This window comes from Nocardia cerradoensis NBRC 101014 (assembly GCF_000308535.1).
GTDB lineage: Bacteria > Actinomycetota > Actinomycetes > Mycobacteriales > Mycobacteriaceae > Nocardia > Nocardia cerradoensis.
Genome location: NZ_BAFW01000037.1, coordinates 35672 through 55265, shown reverse-complemented (window position 1 = coordinate 55265; position 19594 = coordinate 35672). Strand labels below are relative to the sequence as shown.

Sequence of the window (19594 nt, the reverse complement as noted above, 5' to 3'; positions counted from 1 at the left end):
AGGTGAACCCGGCGCGGCGCCGAAACGTGTCGGTGGTAGGTCATACACTCGAATCGAAACCGGTTCATCCGGGGCCCGTGCGGTGACGTCGACGATGCCGTGATCGCTCGGGATACGGGGAGCCGCCGACCGCGGTCGGCGCCGCCGAATCAACGACGCTTCGACGCACTCCTCCGCTCCGGAGTCGTACCCGCGGGGCAGGCGCTTCGAGTGTTGGGCCCCAAGGGGTTCCGCGTGCCGAGCCACACGGCCCGGCACGGCCTCTCGTGCGGTGAACAATCGGTGCGCGCCCGGTACCGTCGAATCGATGCATTCATCGGTGGAGACGACACGGCGCGGGACGGTTGCTCCGGCCGCTCGCCGCGCGCGGGCAGCGGTGTTCGCGGTGTTCGCGCTCAACGGGTTCCTGGCCGCGATGTGGGTGGTGCACATTCCGGTCATCACGGATCGCACCGGAGTCTCGCACGGGACCCTCGGCATTCTGATCCTGGTGATGGCCGGCAGCGGCATCGTCGGTATGCAGGCGGCGGGTCCGCTCGCGGACCGCTTCGGCAGCCGAACCCTGGTCACCGCGGCCGTCGCCTGGCTGATCGTGGCGGTGAGCGGACCGGCGTGGGCCACCGGACCCGTGCAGCTCGGTATCGCGCTCGCGATCTTCGGTTTCGGCAACGGCGCGCTCGACGTGTCGATGAACGCCCAGGCCGTGCAGGTCGAGCGGGTCTACCGGCGGCCGATCATGGCGGCGTTCCACGCGCTGTTCTCCTGCGGCGGTCTGGTGGGCTCGCTCGCCGGCGCGGCGGCCATGCACGCAGGCGCCGACATCCGGATGAGTTTCGCGGTCGCGGCCGTACTGGGCCTGCTGGTGATGCTGGCCAGTGTGCCGAGCCTGCTCCCCCGCCTGCACGCCACCTCGCACGTCGAGCCGGCAGCCACCGTCGCCGAATCCGCGGCAGTCCCGGACCACTCCGCGGCCGGAAATAGTGTGGCTGTCACCGAATCGGCCGCGGCACTTCCGGCAGCCGGGGCCCCGGCCTCGGGATCACGGACCGGTCGCCGCGCAACCGATTCGGCCGTGCGGCGACGCGTCCGGCACTGGTTGCCTCCGAAAGTCCTGGCGCTGGCCGCGATCGCCTTCGCCCTGCTGATGGCCGAGGGTGTGGCCAACGACTGGAGCGCACTGCAGACGCACGAACATCTGGGCGTCAGCGACGCCACCGCCGCCCTGTCGTTCGGCGCGTTCTCCATCGCGATGACCGTCGGCCGCTTCACCGCGGACCGGGTCAGCGAACGCTTCGGCCGCATCGCCGTCGTCCGCTGGGGTTCGGTTCTCGGCGCCGCCGGTCTCGCCGTCATCATGGCCTCGCCGTGGCTGCCCCTGAGTCTCGCGGGCTGGGTCCTCGCCGGTCTCGGCCTCGCCGGCGGCGTCCCCCAGATCTTCACCGCCGCAGGCAATCTGAGCACCGCCACCGCCGCTACCGATATGTCCAAGGTCTTCGGCCTCGGCTACCTCGGCTTCCTCGCCGGCCCCTCCGTCATAGGCTGGCTCGCCCAACTGACCTCCCTCACCCTCGCCTTCACCTTCCCCCTACTCGCCGTCCTACTCTGCGCCTGGTTCGCCGGCACCGTCGGGGAAGGTGCTCCGGCCGAACACGTCGACAGGTAGACGAGCAATCACCACGAACGGCCAACCGTGCCATCGGGTGCAGCCACCAGGAACACGCGTCCCTCTCGCGGTCGCAGTTCAGTCGACAAGGCTCTTCAGAAAGGCTTGTGTGTCCGGATCGACAGAATGTATGACGACTCCTCGCATCCCGCGGGTGAGGAGCACCTTGTAGATATTTCGCACCAATGTGTCGAAGGTTTCGTCACCTACAGGTTTGGTTTTCGTGCCCTTGAGCGCCTTGTCCTTCGTAGCGTCGCGAACCGTCGCCAAGTGCCCGTCGCGAATGACGAGGTCGGGACCGATGATGACACCCGACCAGTCATATTCGAACCCCTGGGCGGTGTAGACGCAGCCGACCTGCTCGAATCCGCGCGGGTCGGTTGCCCACAGTGAACTCGGCGGAGCGCCCCCGACGGCCCGTTCTCCTCGAAGGTTCCACGGCTTGGCCCATTCGCCGATGACCACGTCGTCGACGAGAGTCCCATCCTTCTTCGGAGAGCTCCAAGGCCAGCAATATCCGGCGGCGATTCGCGCGGTCCATCCGTCGGCGTTCTTGTCTCGGAGGAACGTTTCCATTTCCTGCGGCGTCTCCGCAATACGGACGTCGAACGCGGCGGAGTCTCCCGTCCACGGTGTAGGACCGCCGATACGCAACCCCAGCAGACGGCGCACCCATTCGTCGTATTCGGCGCTGCCGCCACACCGGTACTGCCCGTCCAATTCGATCTGGTGTACCACGTAGCCGGCGCGAGCCGCGTGATCTCGGATCGCGTGAACCGTCCCCACCTCGTCCGGCCTGACCACCTGATGTTCATCGAGAAGAAAGACCGGGACCCTCGCCGCAGCCATCAACTCATCCACCTGTGGACGGTTGGTGCGCTGGGCGCGCGGTGTGAACCGATTCGTGGACACCTCTCGAATTCGATGGGCCTCATCGCAGATGAGGACGTCGAGCTCGTTCTTTTCGCAGTCGGAGAAGTTCCGGAAGTACTTGAACAAGTCCTGAAGCTCTCTGGAGCCCTTGCCCGGGAACTTTCGTAGCGATTCGGTGAAGGCCAGAGATCCGGTCGCGTGCCGTACGCGGTAGCCCTCGCGGTGCAACTCCGCGAGCAGCGAGACCGCGATCAGGCTCTTGCCACTGCCCGGTCCTCCTGTAACGACCACGACACTCTTCTGGTCCGTCTGCCGAGCCAACCGCACTCGGCTCATCACCGTTTCGTACGCCAGTTTCTGGTGGTCGAGTAGCGAGTATTCGGTCGCCGACCGTAGCTCCGCACCGGTGAACCCGAACAGGTTCGGCTTCGCTCGAATAGGGCTCTCGAGCAGCCGGTTCGCTGCTCCGGTGCCCGATTCCGGGGCGAATTGGCTCTTGAGGAAGGTCAGAAATTCTTCGCGTTGCTCGCCGGTGAACATGCGGCCCGTCTCGTCCGGCGGCAGAGCTCGCAGCGCGCTCACCGAATTCTCGGTTGCATTGTGCAAGTAGGCAACTCCACGGACCGCATTCGGCCGATCATGGAGAGTCTCGACGAAGCGGGTCAGATATCGGCAATAGCCACGCACCTGATCGATGGGGTGAAGATGCTCGCCCGGCAATCCCTGTACTCGCACGATTCGGTCGCTGTTCCAGATGAGCTCCGCTCGGCCCCACTGCTTCAGTTCGACGACGACATAGTGGTCGTCTCCGGTTTGCGGGTGGATACCACTCAAAATCACATCGGCCCGGCGGCTTGTCTCGGGCAGTCGATATTCGATCAGCATCTCGACGTGTTCCAGCCCGGTGGCGACCAGATCCCCGGCTATCCACGGCAGGCTCACGTCCCAGGAGCGTTGCTCGGCGGTCGGCACTTTACGTTTCGTCCGGCCCAGATGCTCGGAGACTATCGCCGACAGCTGCTGTTCCACCGACAGATGCAACACCTCTTCTGCCGTCGACCGGTACACCCGATATGACACGACAACACCCCCAAGCAGCACGAATCCTCGCGCGGTTGGGGGCGTATCCGTTGCTCACAGAAGCCCGTCGGGCCGCAACCTGATGACGAGATATTAACGCAGCCAACAACTGTCACACACGGGCACCGTCCGAGAGCTCACCCGTCGACGAACCCATTGTTGACCTCAAGGACAAAAACTCGTAGGGTTGAGACATGGGCAGGCCGCGTAACTTCGAGACCGAGACCGTGGTGGATCGGGCTCTGGATGCGTTCTGGACCCATGGGTATGCGAATACCTCACCGGCGCAGCTGGCCGAGGCTACCGGGATCGGGAAGGGGAGTTTGTACAACACGTTCGGCAGCAAGCGGGAGCTGTTCGAACGGGTGCTGGAGCGCTACGACCGGATAGGCTCGGAAGTGGTCGGGGAGTTCATGGCGCGGCCGGGGACCGCACAGCAGTGCATCGGCGCCTTCATCCGGTTTCTGGTGGATTCCGATGTGGCACAGCCTGTTCGGCGCGGCTGCCTGGCGGTGAACACCGCGACCGAATTCTCCGCACAGGATCCCGAGATCACGAAGGCGGTCCGGACCATGCAGGAGAACACCATGACCGCACTGTCCGATCGGATCGATCGGGGGCGGCGCGACGGTGACGTGGCACAGGACGTCGATCCGCGGGCCGCCGCCGAATTCCTGATGAACACCATCGTGGGACTGCGCGTCATGGCGAAGACCAGCGATGCGCAGACCCTGCACCGCATCATCGACACCGCACTGACCACCCTCTGATATCCGGGCCGCCACCGCGGCCCTTTTTCACACCTCAATTTTTGACCTGAAGTTCAAGAAAGGGAAGCTCATGGACCTCGAACTCACCGGCAAGACCGCCGTCGTCACCGGCGCGAGCCGCGGCATCGGACTGGCGATCGCCGAGGCGCTGACCGCCGAGGGAGCACTGGTGGTCGGCGCCGCGCGCACCGTCACACCGGAACTGGAAAAGTCCAGTGTCGCAGCGTATTCCGTCGACCTCGGCACCTCCGAGGGCGCCACCACCCTGATCGATTCGGCGCTGCGCGAACTCGGCGGCATCGACATCCTGGTCAACAATGTCGGTGGCGGTGACGCGGATCGGCTGGGGCTGGGCGCATTCACCGACATCACCGACGAACAGTGGCGAACCCTGTTCGACCTCAATCTGTTCAGCGCCATCTGGACCACGCGCGCGGCGCTGCCCAGCCTGCTGGAACGCCGCGGCGCGATCGTGAACATCTCCTCGATCAACTCGCGGCTGCCCGCCGCCGGGCCGATCGGCTACAGCGAGGCCAAGGCCGCGCTCACCTCGCTGAGCAAACGCCTCAGTGAGGAATTGGCCCCGCGCGGCGTGCGCGTCAACACCGTATCCCCCGGTGTCGTGGGCACTCCGCTGTGGCGGGATCCGAACCGATTCGGCGGGAAGCTCGCTGCGGCGCAGGGCATCTCGCACGACGACCTGCTCGCGACCATCGGCGAGAGTTTCGGCATCGCCTCGGGGCGGATCTCGGAGCCCGAGGAGGTGGCCGCGCTGGTCGCCTTCCTCGTCTCCGCGCGAGCCGGCAACATCGTCGGCGCCGATTACATCATCGACGGCGGGACATTGAAAGTCGCCTGACCACTACCGTTCGTACTTGTGCCGCAGGCCGTTGCCGAGTGCCACGGCCGCGGCCAGCCACGCCCCGACACTCAGCACCGCGAAGCTGACCACGTAGGCGTGCAGCGATGGCACGCCCGTGTGACCGATGGTGAGAGCGCTCAGGATCGAGGCGGTGATGGCGCCGGCGATACTGCCGCCGGCGGTGCGCACCAGTGAGTTGATCCCACTGGCGATTCCGCTCTCGCTCATCGGAACATGCTGGACGGCAAGGGTTCCCAGTGCGGCATAGCCGATACCGAAGCCGATGCCCTGCAGCGTATTCGAGATGACCATGTCGTAGCCGTGCGCGTTGGACAGCGCCAGCCATCCGGTCGCCGCGCCGGCGAAGGCCGCGCCGATGGCCAGGGTGAAGGCGGGACCGATGCGCGCCACGATGCGCCCGGTGCGGAAGGAGAAGAAGGTCATCAGCACCGAGCTGGGAATGCCGTAGAGACCCACGGCCAGGACCGACCCGGACAGACCGTAACCGACCTTGTCGGCGGGGGTCTGCACGAAGTTCGAGATCAGGGTGAAGGAGCCGAACATCGCGAAGCCCAGCAGCGCCGAGGCCATATTGGCCGACAGCGAGCGGGGGCCGACCAGCAGCGGCAGGCGCACCAGCGGCTGCGCGACCTTGCGCTCCACCAGCACCCACACCACGGCCAGCACGGCGGCCGCGGCGAACAGGCCGATCACGCTCGTCTCGCCCCAGCCCCAGCGCGGCCCCTCGCTGATGGCCAGCAGCAGGCACACCAACAGACCGGCGAGCAGGACCGCGCCCAGATAATCCGGCTGCCCGCCGTGGCGCTGCCCCACATCCTTGGCGCTCACGCCGACGAGCACGGTGGCGAGCACGGCCAGCACCGCCGTCATCCAGAACACCGGATGCGGATCGGTGGTCTTGTCCGCGATGACACCGGTCACCAGCATGCCGATGGTGCCGCCGACACCCATGGTGCCGCTGATGACGCCGATCGCGGTGGTGAGCCGTTCACGCGGGAAGGTGTCGCGAATGATGCCGATCCCCAGCGGAATCAGCGCCGACGAGGTGCCCTGCAGCGCCCGGCCGACGATGTAGACACCCAACGAACTCGCCACCGCGCAGACCACCGAACCGATGATCAGCAGTCCCATGCAGAACATCACCATGCGCTTCTTGCCGTACATGTCGCCGAAGCGCGAAAGCAGCGGGGTGGCAACGGCTCCGGTGAGCAGCGCGGCGGTGAACAACCACGTGACACCCGCGACGTCGGTGTGCAGTTGCCCGATCAGCCTGGGCAGCAACGGAATGACCACGGTCTGCTGCAGTGAGACCACGAGTCCGGCCGCGCACAGTGCCAGCAGCGTCAAGACCAGGTGCGCCGGCGCACCGGTTTCGGAATCGGTTCCGGTGGATCGGCCGGTGACGGTCGACGTCATCTGAGTTCCCTATCTTTATACTTACCTAACTTAAGTAAGTTGGGTAGTAGGATAACCCTGTGCCGCGTTCCGAAGGAAGTCCCGAATCGGTGGTCGACGCCGACTACATCGTGGAACTCGAGCGCGCCCTGACCCGGATCGCACACCTGCTCACCCGGGCCAGACGACACGATCGCACCGTGGCCGCGGCCGGGGTGAATCTCGATCGCGCCAACGTGCCGCTGTTGCGGATGCTCGCCGACGCCGCGGAGCCCATGCGCATGGGTGAGCTCGCGGCCTGCCTGGATGTGGAGGCGCCGCATGTCACGCGCCAGATCCAGCGCCTGGAACGGGCCGGTTACGTCGACCGGGTGACCGATCCGGAGGACCGCCGGGCGCAGCGGGTGCGCATCACCGACGAGGGCCGGGCCACCGTGGACGCGATCCGCGCGGTGAGCCGCCGCCACATGCGCGACGCGCTGGCGCAATGGTCGACCGAGGATCTGCGTCAGCTCGCCGCGCTCAACCACCGCATGGTCGACGCGTTTCTCGACAATGCCGAGCGCACCGACGCCTGGCGGCGATGATTCTCGTCAGCGCTCCTTGCGGTCGATCCGGATGGTGACGTCCGGCCACGGCGGATTCCGCACCACCGCGATCAGGGACAGCGTCGTCGCCACCAAGCCGACGAAGATGCCCAGCAACGCGATGGCGGTGTCGTCGGTGACGGCGTGCCAGCCGGTGTTGCCGTCCTCGATGACGAAGACACCCAGCGGCCGGGCGCGCCGGAACTTTCCGCCCGGGCGCGTCACCGGGATGACCGTGGCACCTTCGGGCGTCTGATACGGCGTGCCGTAGATCGCCGAATCATCGCCCACCGCAGGCAGATCGAACCGCTCCCGAACCGTCATCTCGACCCCTTCCGGCTGCCGTGCTCTCGGTACCACCCGGCCCTGCGGGCCACTCTAGTCCGTCACCCGCGGCTGGGAGGTCCGTGCGCACACGTAGCGCGAGCACGCACGCTTACCGCCGGGAACCGGAAACGGCCCGCAGCGGAAACTGCGGGCCGTTTCGGGTCGAACCTACGCTCGTTACAGCGCCTTGAGTTCTTCGGTGACGGCGCCGACGGATTTCTTGGCGTCGCCGAACAGCATGGAGGTGTGGTCGGCGTAGAACAGCGGGTTGTCGATGCCGGCGAACCCGGAGTTCATCGACCGCTTCAGCACGATCACGCTCTTGGCCTGGTCGACGTTGAGCACCGGCATGCCGTAGATCGGGCTCGAGGAGTCCTCACGCGCGGCGGGGTTGGTGACGTCGTTGGCGCCGATCACCAAAGCCACATCGGTGCGCGAGAATTCGCCGTTGATGTCGTCCATTTCCTTGAGCGCGTCGTAGGAGACCTCGGCCTCGGCCAGCAGCACGTTCATATGCCCGGGCATCCGGCCCGCGACCGGATGGATGGCGTATTTGACCTCGACACCCTTGGCCTCGAGCAGCGACGCCATCTCCTTGACCGCGTGCTGAGCCTGCGCGACGGCCATACCGTAGCCGGGCACCACGATCACCTGGTTGGCGTAGGCCATCTGGATCGCGGCATCGGCGGCACTTGTGGCCTTGGCCTGCTTCTGCTCACCATCGCCGGAGGCCGCGGCACCGCCGCCACCACCGAAACCACCCGCCACGATCGCGGGGATGGAACGGTTCATGGCCTTGGCCATCAGGTTGGTCAGGATGGTGCCGGACGCGCCGACGATCATGCCGGCCACGATCATCGCGGTGTTGTTCAACGCCAGACCGGCGGCCGCGGCCGACAGACCGGTGAGTGCGTTGAGCAGCGAGATGACCACGGGCATGTCCGCGCCACCGATCGGCAGCACGACCATCAAACCCAGCACCGCGGCCAGCACCAGCAGCAGCACCATCCACCACCACGGCGCACCGTCCTTCGTGGCGCCGATACCGATCACCACGGCCGAAGCGATCGCACCCAGGGCCAGCAGCAGATTGACCGGCTGCTGCAGTTTCCCGAGACCGATCGGGCGGCCGGGCAGGATCTCCTGCAGCTTGCCGAACGCGATCAGCGAGCCCCAGAACGAGATCGAACCGATGATCGCCGCGAACAGCGAACCGATCACGATGTGCACGGTGGGCTGTTCGTGCAGCGACGAGAAACCGTCGCTGTTGAGGAATTCCGACCACGCGATCAACGCGACCGTGCCACCACCGACACCGTTGAACGCGGCGACCAGCTGCGGCATCGCGGTCATCTTGGTGAACCGCGCGGGCGGAACACCCAGCGCCACACCGACAACCAGGCCCGCGATGATGATGATCCAGTTCGAGGTGTCACGAATGGAGATGAACGTCGCGATCACCGCGATGCCCATACCCACCGCCGCGATCCAGTTGCCGCGCACCGCGGTCTTGGGCCCGGTCAAGCCCATCAGACCATAGATGAACAGTGAGAACGCGACGATGTAAAGGATGTTGACCAAGTTGTCCATCGGTTACTTACCCGCCTTCTCACCCGCAGCGGGCTTCTTGCCCTTGAACATCCCCAGCATCCGGTCGGTCACCACGAAACCACCGACCACGTTCAGCGTTCCGAACACCACCGCGACGAACAGAATGATCTGCGTGATCACCGACGGGTGCTCGACCTTGCCCAACGTGACCAGCGCACCCAGAACCACGATGCCGTGAATGGCGTTGGTGCCCGACATCAACGGCGTGTGCAAGGTGTTGGGCACCTTGGAGATCACCGCGAAACCCACGAATCCGGACAACACCAGAATCGCGATATTGGCCAAAAGCTCGGTATACATCAGCCCTGCTCCTCGGAGTCGGCGGGACGGCTCGGCGCACCGGCCACACAGGAATCGGCGATCACCTGGTCACCGAAATCGGGCTCGAGCCTGCCGTCTTTCAGCATCAGCTCCAGCAGCGCCGCAATATTCTTCGAGTACAGCTCCGAGGCGTGCTCGGGCATCGTCGCCGGCAGATTCAACGGCGAGCAGATCGTGACATCGTGGCGAACCACCGTCTTACCGGGTTCGGTCAACTCGCAGTTACCACCGGTCTCCCCCGCCAGATCGACGATCACGCTGCCGGGCTTCATACCCTCCACCGCGGCGGCGGTCACCAGACGCGGCGCGGGGCGACCCGGCACCAGCGCGGTGGTCACCACCACGTCGAAGCCCTTGATCGCATCCTCCAAAGCCTGCTGCTGCTGGGCCTTCTCGTCATCGGTCAGCTCGCGGGCGTAACCACCCTCACCGGCCGCGTCGATACCCAGATCCAGCCACTGCGCACCCACCGACCGCACCTGATCGGCCACCTCCGGCCGCACGTCGTAACCGGTGGTACGGGCACCGAGGCGCTTGGCGGTGGCCAGGGCCTGCAGACCCGCCACACCCACACCCAGCACCAGCACCGTCGCCGGCTTCACCGTGCCCGCCGCGGTGGTCAGCATCGGGAAGAACCGCGTCGACTCCGACGCCGCCAGCAACACCGCCTTGTATCCCGCGACATTGGCCTGCGAGGACAGGGCATCCATCACCTGCGCGCGCGAGATCCGCGGAATCGCCTCCACCGCGAACGCGCGCACGCCCGCATCCTGCAGCGCGCCGATCTTGTTGTCCGCGTTGCGCGGAGCCAGGAATCCGATCAGCGTCTGGTCCCGCGACAGCTTGGCAATCTCGGCATCGTTGGGCGGGGCCACCTTCACCACGACCTCGGCCTGCCACGGATCACCGATCGTCGCACCCGCGGCCTCGTAGGCTTCGTCCGGAATCAATGCCCCGACACCCGCGCCGGCTTCGACGACGACCTGTACACCCTGCTTCACCAGGCTCGGGATGATCTTCGGCACCAACGCGACGCGTCGTTCATCGGCATTGGTCTCACGAACCACACCGACACGCGTGCGGTGCGACGTGCGACTGTCGTCGCCGGGCTGCGCGCCCTCGTTCGCGCCCTGCGTTGTCTCCACTGGTCAACTTCCTTACTTGTGACGGCAAGCTGGCCCCCTGATGTCCAGGTGGGCCGCCTGTTGGGTCTGGCCGAGCGGAACTTACTTTCCAGTAAGTTCCGAAATAATTCTCGCAACTGTACCCGGCAGGCCGGTGAGATTAGTTGAGATCAACGTCACACCACACCACGCCTTTCCTCCCGAATGCCCGTTCACGCAGCACAGAAGCGGGCTATGCCGGGTGCGCCTTACGCCGTAATGTCTGCCTGGTGAGTGGCTGCATCTTCTGCCGGATCGTCGCGGGCGACGCACCGGCGACGCGGATCTACGAGGACGAGCGGGTGTACGCCTTCCTCGACATCCGGCCGATCACCCGGGGACACACCCTGGTGGTTCCGAAGAGCCATGCCGCCCACCTCGACGAACTCGACGCCGACCTGGGGGCGGACCTGTTCCGCGTGGGCCATCGCATCGCAAAGGCGTTGCGCCGCAGCGACCTCGGAGCCGACGGCGCGAATCTCGTCCTCAACGACGGTAAGGCGGCCTTCCAGACGGTGCATCACGTCCACCTGCACGTGGTGCCGCGCCGCGGTGGTGACCTGTTCACCTTCGCCCGCGGCTTCCTGCTGCGTCGCCCGCACGATCCGGCGGCCACGGCGGCCGCGATCCGCACCGGGCTCGACCGCCTCGGTGCGGAGCCGGACCGACTCGATCCGACCGACAGGGAGACTCGTTCATGAGCACAGCCTCACTCGACCGCACCGAACTGACCAGTGCGCTCTCCGACCAGTGGGATGCGCTGGCGGAACTGACCGGTGGATTGGACGAGGACCGCTGGCGGCTGCCGTCACCGCTGCCGGGCTGGACGGTCTTCGATGTACTCGCCCACGTCGTCGGCACCGAATCGATGCTGCTCGGCGAGCCGCTGCCGCAGGTGGACAGCGACTTCAGCGCGTTCGGGCACGTCCGCAACGACACCGGGGCGCTGAACGAGACGTGGCTGGAATCGCTACGGCCGCTGCGCGGCGACGAACTGCTGCGCCGGTTCACCGAGGTGACCGGTCGCCGCCGCGCCGCGCTGGCCGCCGTCGACGAGGCTGCCTGGGCCGCCGACATCCAGTCCCCGATCGGGGTCGTGTCGTACGGCCGGTTCATGCGGGTGCGGCTGTTCGACTGCTGGATGCATCAGCTCGACATCACCGACGCGCTCGGTGGCGAGGCGAAGGCCCTGGGGATGGACGAGGGCGGGCGGCGCGCCGAGATCGCACTGGACGAGATCGAACCCTTCCTCGGGCGCGTGGTGGTCAAGCGTGGCGGCGCGCCCGACAGGTCGCGCATCACGATCGAGACCACCGGTCCGGTCGCCCGCACCGTGCTCATTCGTGTCGACGGGCGCGCGGAAGTCGTTGCGGCGCTGGATCGTCCGGCCGATACCGTGATCCGGCTGGGGTCGGGCCTGTTCGCCCGGCTGTGCGGCGGACGCACCGCCGCCGCGGATCATCGCGACGAGATCGAGGTCGACGGTGATCGCGAACTGGGTGAGCGGATCGCCGCGAATCTCGCGTTCACCCTCTGATTCGCCGTGCGACTCTTCCTGTCCAGTTACCGATTCGGCGCCCACTACGACCGGTTCGCCGAGCTGGTCGGCGGCCCGGGGCCGATCGCGGTGATTCCGAATGCCTGCGACGCGTGGCCGTCCGCGTGGTCCGGAGCGGTGACCAGCGATCTGGTTCCCCTGCGACGCAGCGGTTTCCGGCCCGAGGTGGTCGATCTGCGCGATTACCTCGGCCGCCCCGCCGCATTGGAGCAGGCGCTGCGCGAATATCCGGCGCTGTGGGTGCGCGGCGGCAACACCTTCGTCCTGCGGGCCCAATTCGCCCGCAGCGCAGCCGATCTCGTTCTGCGCGAGTTACTGGCCGAAGACGCGCTGGCCTACACCGGTTACAGCGCGGGCGCCTGCCTGCTGACGCCCGACCTGCACGGCCTGGAGGACGCCGACGATCCGGCCGAGGTGCGGGCCGCCTGCGGTATCGATCCGCGCTGGGACGGACTGGGGGTGGTGGACCGGGCGATCGTCCCGCATGTGGATTCGCCGGGGACCGATCCGGACGGGCACGGCACCCGCCTGGCCGAGCGCTTACGCGCGGCGGGAACGCCGCACTGGGCGCTGACCGACGACGATGCCGTCGTGGTCGACGGTGAACGCACCGAGATACTCACCACGAAGAACTGACGCCGCACTTCGGCCGCGAGTCCGCTCACCCGAGGGTGATACCCGTTCGCTCACACCGCTTTTCGCCCCATTCGTAGAGTGCGGTCAGCACCGGAACCAGGCTGCGCCCCTCGGCGGTCAGATCGTATTCCACCTGCGGCGGGACGGTCTCGAAAACGGTCCGGCTGACGAGACCGTCGGCTTCGAGCTCGCGCAACTGCTGTACCAGCATCTTCTCACTGGTCGAGGGCATGGCCCGGCGCAGGTGACCGTAGCGCCGCACCCCTTCCTTCAGATGCGCGAGGATCACCGGTTTCCACTTCCCGCCGATCAGGTCGACAGTGACCTCGACCGGACAGTAATACCGCCGCTGCGACACCGCGTTCACCTACTTACCGAAAAGTGCGCCCTTGTAACACTGTAATCACCGGACTTGCATGGACCTCATGAAAGTTATCGCCTTCGACCGCTTCAAACCCGGCGTCACCCTCGAGACCATCACACCGTATCTGCCCGAGGAGGTCGCCAATGTATGGCGCCTCTGGAAGGCCGGAATCGTCCGGGAGAACTACGCCCGCGCGGACGAATCGGGCGTCGTGATCGTCTTCGAGGTGGACAGTGTGGCGCAGGCCCGGCGCTATGTGGACGATTTCCCGTTGTCCAAGAAGGGCTTTCTGGAATGGACCTACGTCCCGGTGACCGCTCCACTCCCGCTCGAGGCGCTGATGGACGCGTCGGTCGACACCGGCGAACCCTACGACCGGACCAGGTGAGCAGTGTATATGCAGCATGCATTCGGACTCGACATTCCCCGCACGGTGGCGGACGCGTGCGATCCGGCTCGGGCCGCGGTGCTGATCTACGACATGCAGGTCGGCATCGTCGGTCAGATCGCCGCCGGGCAGCAGATCGTCGACGCCTGCGTCCGGCTCCGAGACCTCGCTCGTGAGAACGGCTTTCGCGTGTTCTACACCCGGCACATGTCGCTGCCGCCGGCCGCGGCCGGGGTATCCCAACTGCGGACGGCGATGGCGTGGCAGCGGGTGGACGATCCGGGCCGGGTGCGCTCGATGTTCCCCCAGGGCTCCCCGCGGTATCAGCTGGTCCCGGAGCTGACACCGGGCCCGGACGAGGTGGTCTTCGACAAGATCGCCATGTCGGCGTTCGCGGGCACGCCCCTCGATATCGCCCTGCGCGACCTGCGCCTGGATACCGTCGTGATCGCGGGGATCGCCCTCGAGGTCGGTATCGAGCCGACGGTGCGGCACGGCATCGATCTGGGCTATCTGCCGATCATGGTGACCGACGCCTGTGGTGCCGGACATCCCGACGCGGCCGAACGGTCGTATGCCGCAATGGCTTTCGCTGGCGGCTCGCTCACCACCGATCTCGCCGGCCTCGAGCAGGAGATGACCGCGCGCCGTTAGCGAGCGTCCGTCTCAGGCGTCCTCGCGCGGCGCCACGATCCGGCGCGCGGCGTCGCGCACCCAGTTGCGCAGTTCCGCCGGATCGTCGGGGCCGCCGACGACGAACCGCCGGGACTGCGGGAGCGCCTGCTGATAGTTGATCAGTCCGGTCAGCAGGGTCAGCAGGTATCCGGGCGGCATATCGTCGCGCAGCAGTCCGCGCCGTTGCGCGGCCTCGACCTTCTCGATCTTGTCCCGGTAGCGGCGGGCGCGGGCCTCGCCGGCCGTGACCTGATCCGGCGCCAGCTCCAGCGCCTCCCACATCTGCAGCCGGAGGAATTCCGGATGTTCGCGGTGGTAGGCGATGTGGGCGTCCACCCAGGCATCGATATCGTCGATATCGGTCGACACCGCCGCGGCCACATCGATCATCGCCTTCTCCAGCACCTGCTCGAACAGCTGCTGTTTGTCACCGAAGTAGGCGTAGATCAGCTGCTTGTTGGCCTTGGCATTGCGGGCGATGCGATCCACGCGGGCACCGGCGATCCCGTGGGCGGCGAACTCCTCGGTCGCCGCCTCGAAGATGCGGGCCTTGGTGGCCTCGGGATCGCGCGGGGGCATGCCATCGATGCTAACCAACCAATTGGTTGACACGACGTCGCGGGCGCTGGAATGGTTCTAACCAACCGGTTAGTTACATCCCTCGCGGAGAGCGATCCGCATCCCGTGGCGCAGCGCGGCGCCGCCGACACTCTCGACCGATTCCGGGGAGTCCGATATGTCCACCCTCGAAACCCCTACCGCCCCAACGCTTCTGCGCACACCGCCGGCCGACGTCGTGCCCTACCCGGCTCGCTGGCGGGTTCTCCCGGTGGTGCTGAGCGCCATGTTCATGGCGATGTTCGACTGGTTCGTCGTCAATGTCGCCGCCTCTTCACTGCAACACGACCTGAACGCCGGCGAAGCGGCGCTCGAACTGATCGTCGGCGGCTACGGCTTCGCCTACGCCTCGGGCCTGATCACGGGCGGGCGGCTCGGCGACCTGTTCGGCCACCGGCGCCTGTTCGTGATCGGCATGCTGGCCTTCACGGTGGCGTCGCTGCTCTGCGGCCTCGCGACCGACGCCTGGACGCTGGTCGGGGCCCGCGTGCTGCAGGGCGGCACCGCGGCGCTGATGGTGCCGCAGATGCTCGCGCTGATCAACACCCTGTTCCCGCCGCTCGAGCGGCCGCGGGCGATGGCCGCGTTCGGCGCCACCATCGGCCTCGGCGCGGTCGCGGGCCAGGTGCTCGGCGGCATCCTGCTCGACGCCGATCTGTTCGGCTGGGGCTGGCGGACCATCTTCTACATCAACGTGCCGATCGGAGTGGTCGCGGCCGCCCTGGCCGCCCGCTGGCTCCCCCGCGCCGGCAGCACTCGCCGGGCACGCTTGGATCCCGTTGGCGCCGTGGGAATTTCCGCGGCACTGGCCCTGCTGCTGATCCCGATCACGCTGGGCCGGCCGGAGGGCTGGCCGCTGTGGACCTGGGTGTCGATGGCGGCCGCCGCGCCGGCGCTGCTGGCGACGCTGCGTTACGAGAACCGGCTGGCACACCGGGGCGGGGAACCGGTCCTCGACACCGCCATGGTCCGCGAACGCGGCTTCAGTCTCGGCCTGGTGATCGCGGGCGGCTATCTGACCTTCTTCGCCGGCTTCATGCTCTGCCTGACGCTGATGCTGCAGGGCGGACTCGGATTGTCGCCGCTGCGTGCGGGTTTGGCGTTCGCGCCGCTGGGACTGTGCTTCGCGGGCAGTTCACTGTTCCTCGCACCACGGGTCGCCGATCGCTTCGGAAACCGGGTCATGGTGATCGGAACCTGCACCAGCCTGACCGGCCTGGGCATCACCCTGGCGGTGCTGGCCGGTATGGGCACACAGGTGAGCGCCCTGGCGCTGATCCCGGGCATGATGATCGTCGGCCTCGGCAACGGTATGACCATCCCCTCGGTCGTCTCGGCCGTGCTGTCCTCGGGTATCCCCGCACCGCAGGCCGGGATGGCGGCCGGCGTGCTCACCACCGCGCAGCAGTTCGGAAATGCCATCGGCGCAACGGTTCTCGGCGTCATCTTCTTCTCGGCGCTGGGCGCGGTGCACACCACCGGCAGCTACGTGACCGCCATGGAGATGGCCGCGGTGGCCGGCATCGTGGTCCTCGCAGTGGTGCTCGCCGCCGCGCTGGCGCTGCCGCGGCAAACCCGCTGAACGGCTCGATGCCCCCGGCCGCACGACCGGGGGCATCGCCGTGGCGGTTACAGGTAGAGGCCGGTGCCGTGTTCGGGGCGCTCGCTGGCCACCGCGTGCAGATCACGTTCGCGCAGCACCAGATAGGCCTGGCCCTGCACCTCCACCTCGAACTGATCCTCGGCGCTGAACAGCACGCGGTCGCCGACACCCACGCTGCGCACGTGCGAACCGACCCCGCTGACCTCACCCCAGGTCAGCCGCTTGGCCACCTGCGCGGTCGCGGGAATCAGAATGCCGCCGCTGCTGCGTCGTTCACCCTCCTCCTGGGAGACGCGAACCATGATCCGGTCGTGGAGCATCTGGATCTCGAGCTTGGCATCGGACACCGCGGCAGTGTACTGCGCACGGATCCCGTGCGAGCACGTAGGTTCGGAGTGTGGACATCGCAGCACTCGCAGACCGGCTTCCCGACGGCACGGTCGTCACCGATCCCGACATCCTCGCCGGGTACCGCCACGACCGCGCACTCGATCCACAGGCCGGCATGCCGGCGGCGCTGGTGCGGCCGCTGACCACCGAGCAGGTCGCGACCGTGGTCGGCTGGGCACACGAACATCGGGTCCCGCTCGTACCGCGCGGCGCCGGGACCGGACTGTCCGGCGGCGCGACCGCACAGGACGGCGCCCTGCTCGTGAGCACCGAGCGCATGCGCGAGATCACGGTCGATCCGGTCACCCGCACCGCCGTGACTCAGCCCGGACTGCTGAACGCGGAGGTCAAACGGGCCGCCGCCGAACACGGACTGTGGTACCCGCCGGATCCGTCGTCGTTCGAGATCTGCTCGATCGGCGGCAACGCCGCCACCAACGCCGGTGGGCTGTGCTGCGTGAAATACGGCGTCACCACCGACTACATCCTGGGTATGGAAGTGGTGCTCGCCGACGGCACGGTGGTGCGGCTGGGCGGGCCGCGGCTCAAGGATTCCGCCGGGCTCTCGCTGACCAAACTGTTCGTCGGCAGCGAGGGCACCCTCGGCATCATCACCGAGCTGACGCTGCGCCTGCTGCCCGCGCAGCCGCAGCAGAGCACCGTGGTCGCCACGTTTTCCACCCTCACCGCGGCAACGGCGGCGATCGAGGCGGTCGCGGCCCGGCTGCGTCCCTCGATGCTCGAATTCATGGACTCGGTGGCGATCAACGCGGTCGAGGACGAAATGCGGATGGGACTCGATCGCGAGGCCGCCGCCATGCTGGTGGCCCGCTCCGACGCCCCCGGCGAATTCCGCGCGCGGGAGGCCGCCATCATCGCCGAGGCCTGCGAAAGCGCCGGAGCCGCCGAGGTTTTCCGGACCGAAGACCCGGAGGAGGGCGAAGCGTTCTGCGCCGCACGGCGATTCGCGATCCCCGCGGTGGAACGCAAGGGCCCGCTGCTGCTCGAGGACGTCGGCGTCCCGCTGCCGCGCCTGGGCGACCTGGTCACGGGGATCGCCGAGATCGCCGAGCGGCGCGAGGTGCTGATCTCGGTGATCGCGCACGCCGGTGACGGCAACACCCACCCGCTGATCGTCTACAACCCCGCCGACGCGGACGAGACCGCACGCGCCCATCAGGCCTTCGGCGAGATCATGGACCTGGCCATCGCGCTGGGCGGCACGATCACCGGCGAGCACGGGGTCGGGCGGTTGAAGAAAGCGTGGCTGCCGGACCAGGTCGGTCCGGAGGTGATGGATCTGACTCGGCGCATCAAGGACGCCCTGGACCCGCACGGCATTCTCAATCCGGGCGCCGTGCTCTGAACCCCCGCAGCCGGAAAAATCTCGCAAACCGGACAGTCGGCGGCTAGGCTGCGAGATCTCGGTTCGCTCGCCTGGTGAGCGGCCCCTATCGAAAGCCTCCCGAGGACCCATGATCAAGAGCCTGCCCGCCGTCGTGTTCGCCGCTGTCACGACCGCTTCCCTGCTGCTTCTGCCGACGGCCACCGCCGAGGCGAAGTCTCCGGCCTGCGATCGAGCCATCGCGATGGTCAACGCGGGAGTGCAGATGAGCGGCGGCACATTCGACGCCGAGACGGCCCGGGCCCTGCACGATCGGCTGTGGACCGTCGGCGATCTCGCCGCGGGTGAGGAGCGGGCGGCGATCACCGGATACGCCGATGCCCTGATCGACGACAGCGTCACCGATCTGCAGCCCTTCACCGACGAACTCAATCGGGTCTGCGGGAGCTGACCCGCGTGGAACAAATCGGCCCGGGACGGCGGTTCCACCTGATATGACGACCAGGCTCGAGCACAATACGGCCGCCGGCCGCTACGAGATCTACATCGACGACACCCTCGCGGGCTACGCGGACTACAACGAGAGCAGCGCGGGCGAGAAGCCGATTCGCGATCTCAACCACACCCTCACCTTCCCGGAGTTCCGCGGGCGCGGGGTGGCGGCGCAACTGGTCGACTACGCGCTCACCGACTGCCGCGACAACGGCTTCGCGGTGGTGCCGACCTGCTGGTACGTGGAGCAGTACATCGGCGACCATCGCGAATACGCCGACCTGGTCGCCTAGCGGACATATTCCGGCGGCCGCGTCAGACGCGGCGCCGCCAGACCAGGAACTGCCGGTCCCCGACCGTCTCCATCGCCTCGATCACGGCGGCGTTGTCGAAGCCCGGCAGTTTCTGCAGGCGGGCCAGGAACTCGGTGTCGGCAGCGGAATGCGGGACCACGCAACCGTTCCCGCGCACACCGATCAGCACGAAGAACACATCGTCGGCGAAGGGGCCGTCGGCGGTCGTGATGATCCGCACCTCGGTCAGCTCCAGCCAGGTGACCTCTTCGATTCGGCCGTTGTCCAGAGTGCGGCGGACGAACCTGTCGGTGATCTCCACGCCTGCCATGCATCAATAGTGCGCTGCGAAAGCCGTTGGGACAATTCCGAATTCGCCCGATTGCGATTGAACGAACATTTGAAATTGCAGATGAAAGTACTTCGCAGAGATTTTCGGGGCACTACCGTTCTACCAGCGAAAATTGCCGGTAATTCACTGAATTCGGCGCTTCGATACCGTAACGCGCCCTGACAACCCGCCGCGCGCGACGCGCCAGGAGGTGCGGCCGCTTCGGTT

General features: G+C 67.0%; 23 protein-coding genes. 13 read left to right on the top strand and 10 right to left on the bottom strand.

Annotated elements, in window-relative coordinates:
* The first annotated feature begins 307 nt into the window (after positions 1-307).
* Positions 308-1663: an MFS transporter gene (locus ON23_RS05550; protein ID WP_039776781.1), complete on the top strand. Its 1356-nt coding sequence runs from the start codon at positions 308-310 to the stop codon at positions 1661-1663.
* A gap of 78 nt (positions 1664-1741) precedes the next feature.
* Here ON23_RS05550 and ON23_RS05545 read toward each other — a convergent pair whose 3' ends face one another.
* The gene (locus ON23_RS05545) at positions 1742-3565 is read right to left on the bottom strand and encodes a DUF2075 domain-containing protein (RefSeq protein ID WP_245555909.1); all 1824 of its coding nucleotides are present in this window, start codon (positions 3563-3565) and stop codon (positions 1742-1744) included.
* Between the two features lie 245 nt (positions 3566-3810).
* On the opposite strand from ON23_RS05545, the gene ON23_RS05540 reads away from it, so the two are divergent.
* Together ON23_RS05540 and ON23_RS05535 are read left to right on the top strand one after the other, a co-directional pair.
* Positions 3811-4386: a TetR/AcrR family transcriptional regulator gene (locus tag ON23_RS05540; protein ID WP_039776767.1), complete on the top strand. Its 576-nt coding sequence runs from the start codon at positions 3811-3813 to the stop codon at positions 4384-4386.
* A 70-nt stretch (positions 4387-4456) separates the two neighbouring features.
* The gene (locus tag ON23_RS05535; RefSeq protein WP_039776766.1) at positions 4457-5245 is read left to right on the top strand and encodes an oxidoreductase; all 789 of its coding nucleotides are present in this window, start codon (positions 4457-4459) and stop codon (positions 5243-5245) included.
* Positions 5246-5248: 3 nt separating this feature from the next.
* Here the strand turns inward: ON23_RS05535 and ON23_RS05530 are convergent, their stop codons facing one another.
* Entirely contained in the window at positions 5249-6685 is a 1437-nt protein-coding gene (locus ON23_RS05530; protein ID WP_039776765.1) for an MFS transporter, read from the bottom strand.
* Positions 6686-6744: 59 nt separating this feature from the next.
* Between ON23_RS05530 and ON23_RS05525 the strand changes: the two genes are divergently transcribed.
* A complete protein-coding gene (locus ON23_RS05525) occupies positions 6745-7251 on the top strand; it encodes a MarR family winged helix-turn-helix transcriptional regulator (protein WP_083903713.1) in 507 nt (168 codons plus the stop codon).
* A gap of 6 nt (positions 7252-7257) precedes the next feature.
* Here ON23_RS05525 and ON23_RS05520 read toward each other — a convergent pair whose 3' ends face one another.
* From ON23_RS05520 to ON23_RS05505, 4 genes are all read right to left on the bottom strand, one after another.
* Entirely contained in the window at positions 7258-7575 is a 318-nt protein-coding gene (locus ON23_RS05520; RefSeq protein ID WP_051024354.1) for a hypothetical protein, read from the bottom strand.
* 180 nt (positions 7576-7755) lie between these two features.
* Complete coding sequence (locus ON23_RS05515; RefSeq protein WP_039776764.1) at positions 7756-9168, bottom strand: NAD(P)(+) transhydrogenase (Re/Si-specific) subunit beta; 1413 nt, start codon at positions 9166-9168, stop codon at positions 7756-7758.
* 3 nt (positions 9169-9171) lie between these two features.
* On the bottom strand, positions 9172-9489 hold the full coding sequence (locus ON23_RS05510) for an NAD(P) transhydrogenase subunit alpha part 2 (RefSeq protein WP_039776763.1): 318 nt from the start codon (positions 9487-9489) through the stop codon (positions 9172-9174).
* Positions 9489-10655, bottom strand: coding sequence for a Re/Si-specific NAD(P)(+) transhydrogenase subunit alpha (locus ON23_RS05505; RefSeq protein WP_373282167.1), 1167 nt, complete (start codon positions 10653-10655; stop codon positions 9489-9491). The genes ON23_RS05510 and ON23_RS05505 overlap by 1 nt, the downstream gene beginning before the upstream one ends.
* Positions 10656-10903: 248 nt before the next feature.
* Here ON23_RS05505 and ON23_RS05500 point away from each other — a divergent pair, with 248 nt between their 5' ends.
* From ON23_RS05500 to ON23_RS05490, 3 genes are read left to right on the top strand one after another with little or no spacing between them, the layout of a single operon-like run.
* Positions 10904-11374, top strand: coding sequence for an HIT family protein (locus ON23_RS05500; protein ID WP_039776762.1), 471 nt, complete (start codon positions 10904-10906; stop codon positions 11372-11374).
* Positions 11371-12210, top strand: coding sequence for a maleylpyruvate isomerase family mycothiol-dependent enzyme (locus tag ON23_RS05495; RefSeq protein ID WP_039776761.1), 840 nt, complete (start codon positions 11371-11373; stop codon positions 12208-12210). The genes ON23_RS05500 and ON23_RS05495 overlap by 4 nt, the downstream gene beginning before the upstream one ends.
* A gap of 6 nt (positions 12211-12216) precedes the next feature.
* A complete protein-coding gene (locus ON23_RS05490) occupies positions 12217-12867 on the top strand; it encodes a Type 1 glutamine amidotransferase-like domain-containing protein (protein WP_039776760.1) in 651 nt (216 codons plus the stop codon).
* Positions 12868-12892: 25 nt separating this feature from the next.
* Here ON23_RS05490 and ON23_RS05485 read toward each other — a convergent pair whose 3' ends face one another.
* Positions 12893-13225 carry a winged helix-turn-helix transcriptional regulator gene (locus tag ON23_RS05485; RefSeq protein ID WP_039776778.1) on the bottom strand — a complete coding sequence of 111 codons (333 nt, stop codon included), beginning with the start codon at positions 13223-13225 and terminating at the stop codon, positions 12893-12895.
* A gap of 67 nt (positions 13226-13292) precedes the next feature.
* Between ON23_RS05485 and ON23_RS05480 the strand changes: the two genes are divergently transcribed.
* Positions 13293-13619: a YciI family protein gene (locus ON23_RS05480; protein ID WP_039776777.1), complete on the top strand. Its 327-nt coding sequence runs from the start codon at positions 13293-13295 to the stop codon at positions 13617-13619.
* A 9-nt stretch (positions 13620-13628) separates the two neighbouring features.
* A complete protein-coding gene (locus ON23_RS05475; protein WP_039776776.1) occupies positions 13629-14273 on the top strand; it encodes a cysteine hydrolase family protein in 645 nt (214 codons plus the stop codon).
* Between the two features lie 12 nt (positions 14274-14285).
* Here ON23_RS05475 and ON23_RS05470 read toward each other — a convergent pair whose 3' ends face one another.
* Positions 14286-14873, bottom strand: a complete 588-nt coding sequence (locus ON23_RS05470) for a TetR/AcrR family transcriptional regulator (RefSeq protein WP_039776759.1) — start codon at positions 14871-14873, stop codon at positions 14286-14288.
* 157 nt (positions 14874-15030) lie between these two features.
* Here ON23_RS05470 and ON23_RS05465 point away from each other — a divergent pair, with 157 nt between their 5' ends.
* Positions 15031-16494: an MFS transporter gene (locus ON23_RS05465; protein WP_039776758.1), complete on the top strand. Its 1464-nt coding sequence runs from the start codon at positions 15031-15033 to the stop codon at positions 16492-16494.
* Between the two features lie 47 nt (positions 16495-16541).
* Here ON23_RS05465 and ON23_RS05460 read toward each other — a convergent pair whose 3' ends face one another.
* Complete coding sequence (locus tag ON23_RS05460) at positions 16542-16862, bottom strand: GroES family chaperonin (RefSeq protein WP_030513633.1); 321 nt, start codon at positions 16860-16862, stop codon at positions 16542-16544.
* 50 nt (positions 16863-16912) lie between these two features.
* Between ON23_RS05460 and ON23_RS05455 the strand changes: the two genes are divergently transcribed.
* The 3 genes from ON23_RS05455 to ON23_RS05445 all read left to right on the top strand — a co-directional run bounded on the left by ON23_RS05455 (position 16913) and on the right by ON23_RS05445 (position 19035).
* On the top strand, positions 16913-18271 hold the full coding sequence (locus tag ON23_RS05455) for an FAD-binding oxidoreductase (RefSeq protein WP_039776757.1): 1359 nt from the start codon (positions 16913-16915) through the stop codon (positions 18269-18271).
* 109 nt (positions 18272-18380) lie between these two features.
* Positions 18381-18701 carry a hypothetical protein gene (locus tag ON23_RS05450; protein WP_039776756.1) on the top strand — a complete coding sequence of 107 codons (321 nt, stop codon included), beginning with the start codon at positions 18381-18383 and terminating at the stop codon, positions 18699-18701.
* 43 nt (positions 18702-18744) lie between these two features.
* Positions 18745-19035: a GNAT family N-acetyltransferase gene (locus ON23_RS05445; RefSeq protein ID WP_039776755.1), complete on the top strand. Its 291-nt coding sequence runs from the start codon at positions 18745-18747 to the stop codon at positions 19033-19035.
* Between the two features lie 22 nt (positions 19036-19057).
* Here ON23_RS05445 and ON23_RS05440 read toward each other — a convergent pair whose 3' ends face one another.
* Positions 19058-19366 carry a hypothetical protein gene (locus ON23_RS05440; protein ID WP_039776754.1) on the bottom strand — a complete coding sequence of 103 codons (309 nt, stop codon included), beginning with the start codon at positions 19364-19366 and terminating at the stop codon, positions 19058-19060.
* Between the last annotated feature and the right edge of the window lie 228 nt (positions 19367-19594).